7 protein-coding genes and 1 pseudogene are annotated in these 4601 nt (G+C 58.9%); 3 read left to right on the plus strand and 5 right to left on the minus strand.

The genetic code is table 11. The features are described from left to right. Positions 1 to 86 precede the first annotated feature (86 nt). Both RH90_RS22920 and RH90_RS20020 read left to right on the plus strand, forming a co-directional pair. A complete protein-coding gene (locus RH90_RS22920) occupies positions 87 to 311 on the plus strand; it encodes a conjugal transfer protein TraD (RefSeq protein ID WP_029625524.1) in 225 nt (74 codons plus the stop codon). Between the two features lie 99 nt (positions 312 to 410). Next, positions 411 to 638, plus strand: a complete 228-nt coding sequence (locus tag RH90_RS20020; protein ID WP_010188500.1) for a hypothetical protein — start codon at positions 411 to 413, stop codon at positions 636 to 638. 82 nt (positions 639 to 720) lie between these two features. Here RH90_RS20020 and RH90_RS20025 read toward each other — a convergent pair whose 3' ends face one another. The 4 genes from RH90_RS20025 to RH90_RS20040 all read right to left on the minus strand — a co-directional run bounded on the left by RH90_RS20025 (position 721) and on the right by RH90_RS20040 (position 3170). After that, the gene (locus tag RH90_RS20025; protein WP_010188501.1) at positions 721 to 954 is read right to left on the minus strand and encodes a hypothetical protein; all 234 of its coding nucleotides are present in this window, start codon (positions 952 to 954) and stop codon (positions 721 to 723) included. A 211-nt stretch (positions 955 to 1165) separates the two neighbouring features. After that, positions 1166 to 1435, minus strand: a complete 270-nt coding sequence (locus RH90_RS20030) for an HU family DNA-binding protein (RefSeq protein WP_010188502.1) — start codon at positions 1433 to 1435, stop codon at positions 1166 to 1168. Positions 1436 to 1519: 84 nt separating this feature from the next. Beyond that, positions 1520 to 2137 (minus strand): RNA polymerase sigma factor, encoded by a 618-nt coding sequence (locus RH90_RS20035; protein ID WP_010188503.1) that lies wholly within the window; start codon positions 2135 to 2137, stop codon positions 1520 to 1522. Between the two features lie 331 nt (positions 2138 to 2468). Continuing rightward, positions 2469 to 3170 (minus strand): hypothetical protein, encoded by a 702-nt coding sequence (locus RH90_RS20040; protein ID WP_010188505.1) that lies wholly within the window; start codon positions 3168 to 3170, stop codon positions 2469 to 2471. Between the two features lie 438 nt (positions 3171 to 3608). On the opposite strand from RH90_RS20040, the gene RH90_RS20045 reads away from it, so the two are divergent. Beyond that, positions 3609 to 4220 carry a class I SAM-dependent methyltransferase gene (locus RH90_RS20045; RefSeq protein WP_081477049.1) on the plus strand — a complete coding sequence of 204 codons (612 nt, stop codon included), beginning with the start codon at positions 3609 to 3611 and terminating at the stop codon, positions 4218 to 4220. 208 nt (positions 4221 to 4428) lie between these two features. Here RH90_RS20045 and RH90_RS23700 read toward each other — a convergent pair. Further along, positions 4429 to 4601 (minus strand): annotated as a pseudogene (locus tag RH90_RS23700) (IS21 family transposase); the annotation flags it as partial.

Genomic DNA, 4601 nt, shown 5'->3' on the forward strand with positions numbered 1-4601 from the left:
CGACGGATCGGGCGTTTCGGCTGAACCAGGCGGCGACGCTGCGGGCCGAAGCGGCTGAACGTCGAACCGATAATCGGAGCTGGGTCGTGCAACGTCGTGAACGAACGCGCCTCCTGATCGAGCTGGGTGGCCTTGTCCAAAAAGCCGGCCTGATCGAGTTGGCCGACGACGATCGCGCCACCCTCTACGGCGCATTGCTCGATCTCGCTTCACGCGCACGCGGTGACGATGCCGGCCACGTACTAGCGTTGTGGAAGCGGCGCGGCAGACGGGCCTTCGATGCGGAAGCCGAGGTAAGCGAAGCAGGATAAGCGGATTCGAGATCTGCCGTGTCAGGAATGGGCCCGGCCTCCTCATTCTGCCATCACCGCGTCACGGTCGCCGCCTATTAGGGGAGCAGGAGACCAGAGATGCGCTCGATTAACGTCCTGTTCGATGACGCCGTGATTGATTGTGTCGCCACTGACCGAGCGCCGACGATTCAAGAGCTTTTCCACGTCGCGGAGCGGATTTGGACGGAGGGTGCATCAGATCGATCTGCATTTCGCTGGGGTCGCCTTGCGCCAACCGACCCCGACAAGCTGATGTCGCTGCGTGCCGCGCAAGTGGCGCTGCTGGGATCTGGCCAGCATGACTGATCTTCGATCTCACCAACGCGTTGGGCAATGCAAACGGTGTGTTTTATGGTAGCGCCCTGCCCTCATGGTGGGCGAACCACAATTATTCGATCGCGATCACAATGCGATTGATCAGGTTGCGCCCACGCGTGCTGACCGGATGGGTGAGAGATACCTCGTAGCCGTCACCCTCATTGTCCTCGATCTGCACCACAATATCCTGAAATGCTTCCAGGTCATCATCGCTATCGCTGATCGGCTGGACTACGGCCCCGTCTTTAGTTGCCTTGACCCGGTACGTGCTGCCACCCTCCAACAGCTCTTCCAAAAACGCCATGCCTCGTCCTCTTGCGCATCAGTTGATCGGTTTGTCGTTGGAGAAATTTCTGTCTGTGGGCGCCGTTCATATCGTTTTTCAACAATTGTTCGTCGAGCCGAGCTGTAATCTTGAGCTGTTCGTACTGGGCCGCGCGTCGCGTAATCGGCCAACACCTCTGGTGCGACCCACAACTGCGCAGCGCTGGCCGGCATCTCCGACGGCATGTGGATTAAAGTTTATCTTTCAGCCCCTTGGCTGGGGTGAACGACACCTTTTTCGACGCCGCGATCGTCATTGCCTCGCCGGTTGAGGGATTGCGGCCCGGGCGTTCGGGACGATCCTTGACTGAGAAGTTGCCAAACTCAGGGATCGAGATCTCTTCGCCCTTCGCGGCCGCGTTGGCGACCTGGTCGAACACCGCCGTGATCGCGGCTTTTGCATGCGCTTCGCTCGTGCTCGTCGCCGCGGCGACGCCCTTAACAAGTTCCCCGATAGTCATGCAGACCTCTCCCACAAAAAATGAGAATTGCTGATGACTGGCCCCGATGCAAGCGCCAAGCTTTACCGGCGCGCACGTTCGCGCCTATCCAATGATGACGCCCGTCCAGTCCCGGCGTTTGCGTTCTATCGGGGCGGTTGCTTCAGCCCTAAGTTCAAGCACTTTCGCCATAGGCAGCGGCACGAGCCGATCCTCCGTCAGTCGCCTGAGACGTGCGCGCGCACGCCACAACCGGCTTCTAAACGTACCTTCCGGGATGGACAGCTGTGCCGCGCCTTCTTCGATCGAAACACCTTGACTTGCGAGCTGTACCACGTCGCGATGATCGGATGTCAGCTTGCCCATCGCCCAGTCCACATCCCGTAGATCGACCGCCTCCCCTTGGGTCGCATCGACGCTCAACATTCGATCCAAGGCCCCGTCGGGCAGGTCGGCCTGAAATCGCATGCGACGCCTTCCCGATAGGAACACGTTCCGCATAATGGTTCGGGACCAGGCGCCAAAGTTGCTGTCAATTTGAAAGTTGCCTCGTGCTGCCCAACAACGAAGGATTGTGTCTTGCAACAAGTCATCGGCATCTGCGCCGACACCAGTTAACCGAATAGCGTAGTGACGGAGCCTCGCATATTCTATCACCAGTAACGCGCCGATTTCTGCATTCTCGTCGAGCGGCTCGACCGTTTTTGCGAGCGCCTGTTGCATGGGGCGCTCCTCGTAGTGCTCGGCCTACGAGCGCTCCAGTGTCCGAACAAACAACGTTTGCCGTAGGCGTTTGGACGCTCCTCATATCCCGTCCTCACCTCGCCCGGTCGCACACGCGTCGCGCGGATATTTTGGAGGGCGAGACGCTGATCCCACGCTAAACAGTGCTAGGCCGACTGCCCACATAAGCTACCCGCCCCTCTAGATGGCACGCTGCCGACGCCCCAATGCCGGTTATTTAACTGAACCCGTACTCGCTCCCTAGAATCAGACGTTTGTTAATGATCTCAACGCGGCTGGTTTTTGAGCGACCGCCACATCAGCTAAACGGCTAGCCGGCCAGGACTCGACGCGAGCGCAAACCGCTCGGCACCACCAGCAGCATTAGTGCATCTGCAGCCAGGGTAAGCAGCGCGACCCCGGCAACGACCGAGCCGATCTGTTCGGTCGGCCCGAGAAGAATCGCCACGGCAGCGGCAAAGGCAAGATCCTTGTTGGGCAGCAACGGCAACCGCGAAAAGATCATCCGCGCCGCTATCAGCATAAGCCATGATTCCAGCGGCACCATCGGCAAGGCAAAATGCCAAGTGGCGATCGAAAGCAGGCTATGCAGGATGGTGCGCGCACTGAGCGCGACAACCATGTTTGGGGCGGCGACACTGCGCATCAACCTCCGGCGCAGCGTCATCAGCACTAGCGGGATGGCGGCCAGAGCGACAGCCAGGGCCACTGCCCGATCATCGATCCGCGCGCCAGCAAGGGCCTGAAGCGGCTGCCGCATCAGGAACAAGAGCCCAAGCGCCGCGATATTGTTCACCAGCGCCGAAATGATCGCCATATCGCACACCAGCGCGAAGGCCGCCTTTGCATCAGCGAGGTGTTTTTGCAGCCAAGCCAGGAACAGCGCATCTCCGGCGCAACTGAACAGCAGCATGTTGAGCGATTGCTTTCGCAGGAGTGGACCAAGGGTTTCCATCCCCGTGCCCAGCTGGCGCCGGGCGATCCAGCAGCCCGCCGCAGGTTCGACCAGCATCGTCCCTACAAATGCAACCCAGAATCCCAATCCGCTCGAGACCAGAGTGACTATTGGGACCCTGCCCCCCTGCTGGCTGAATTGGTGAAGTGCAACTACGAGAGCACCAATGGTTGCAATACCACCCCCCACAGAGACGATCAAAGGGTGAAGACGCCGTAGGTTAGCCATTATATGCCACGCCGACGGAGGCAAATTGCTACGGGAAATCTCGGCGTCGGTGCAAGGCATAAGGATTCATTCCGCAGGGTCTCGAATCAAAGACCATGCCAACCGCCCAAATCCTTACTGATATTACACTAGGAGAAAAATATTTACGTGCAGGGGCATAGCACGCGTAACGTTTGTAGAGATTTGTACGAATTAGCATCGTGACGTTAGCAAGGGAATCACGGTCGATGATCTGGCTGTGAGGGCATTTCGAAGGCATCTTGGATCATGGCGAATTCTATTGTTGATGCGTTCAACCACTGGTCTTTTCGGCGTAACCAATTCAGCGGCGATCGAGCGGTTCTGGATGGTATGTACAAACGGGCTGATCCCTGGAGGGTCTCGCGCCGCGAACAGGCGCGTTTTGCCGCCACCAACGTACTGCTTGCCGAACGCTGCCCCAAGATCGAATCTCTGCTTGAGATCGGGTGCGGGGAAGGCTCGCAAACCCGGCATTTCATGGAACTTGCGGCGCATGTTACGGGAATCGACCTGTCGGTAAATGCGCTAAACCGGGCAAAGGTCGCGGTACCCGGGCCAGTTTACCTCGAAGGCGCGCTTGGCGATATACGGCCATCACTGCCGCGTTCAAAATATGACATCGCTACGCTCTGCGAAGTGCTGATTTACGGCAGCGGCCAGGCCCAACGGATTGCAGAGGCACAAACTTGCGCCAACCATCTCCTGGTAACAAACTTCGAACCGCAGGCGAAAGTTCTTGCTCATCTGTTTCGCGGTGAAGGCTGGCTGGAATTGCCAGCGATCGAGGCCGGCCGGAAGCGCTGGATGGCCTATCTCTGGACCAGCTCGACCGGCCCGAATGCCAACCCAAGGTCGTAAATGACGGGTGCCGGTCGGGTTTACGGCACAAGGCGTCCACAATCGGGCGCCTCGGTGAGCAGTTCTCACTCCCAAGAGCGGCCATCCTTTCATGACGATCATTCCCGATTTTCCACCTTCGAGCGGTAATTTCGGGAACAGCAATCGGGAACAAATTTTGGGAAAGCGGACGAATCTGACGGCTGTCAGAGTGTGAACGCGCACGTTATCCGCCGGCAAAGCCATGCTCGTCGCGCAGCCGTTCGAAGATCCGCTTGGCCGTATGCCGCTGCTTCACCGGCGCTGCCTGATCCGCTGCCAAGATCGCATCGATCACCGGCAGCAGCGGCCCCAGCTTTGGCTTCGCCGCCGGCTCCTTGCGCGTATATCCCGGTGGCAGGG

It is taken from the genome of Sphingomonas sp. PAMC 26605, assembly GCF_000241485.1.
Lineage (GTDB): Bacteria > Pseudomonadota > Alphaproteobacteria > Sphingomonadales > Sphingomonadaceae > Sphingomonas.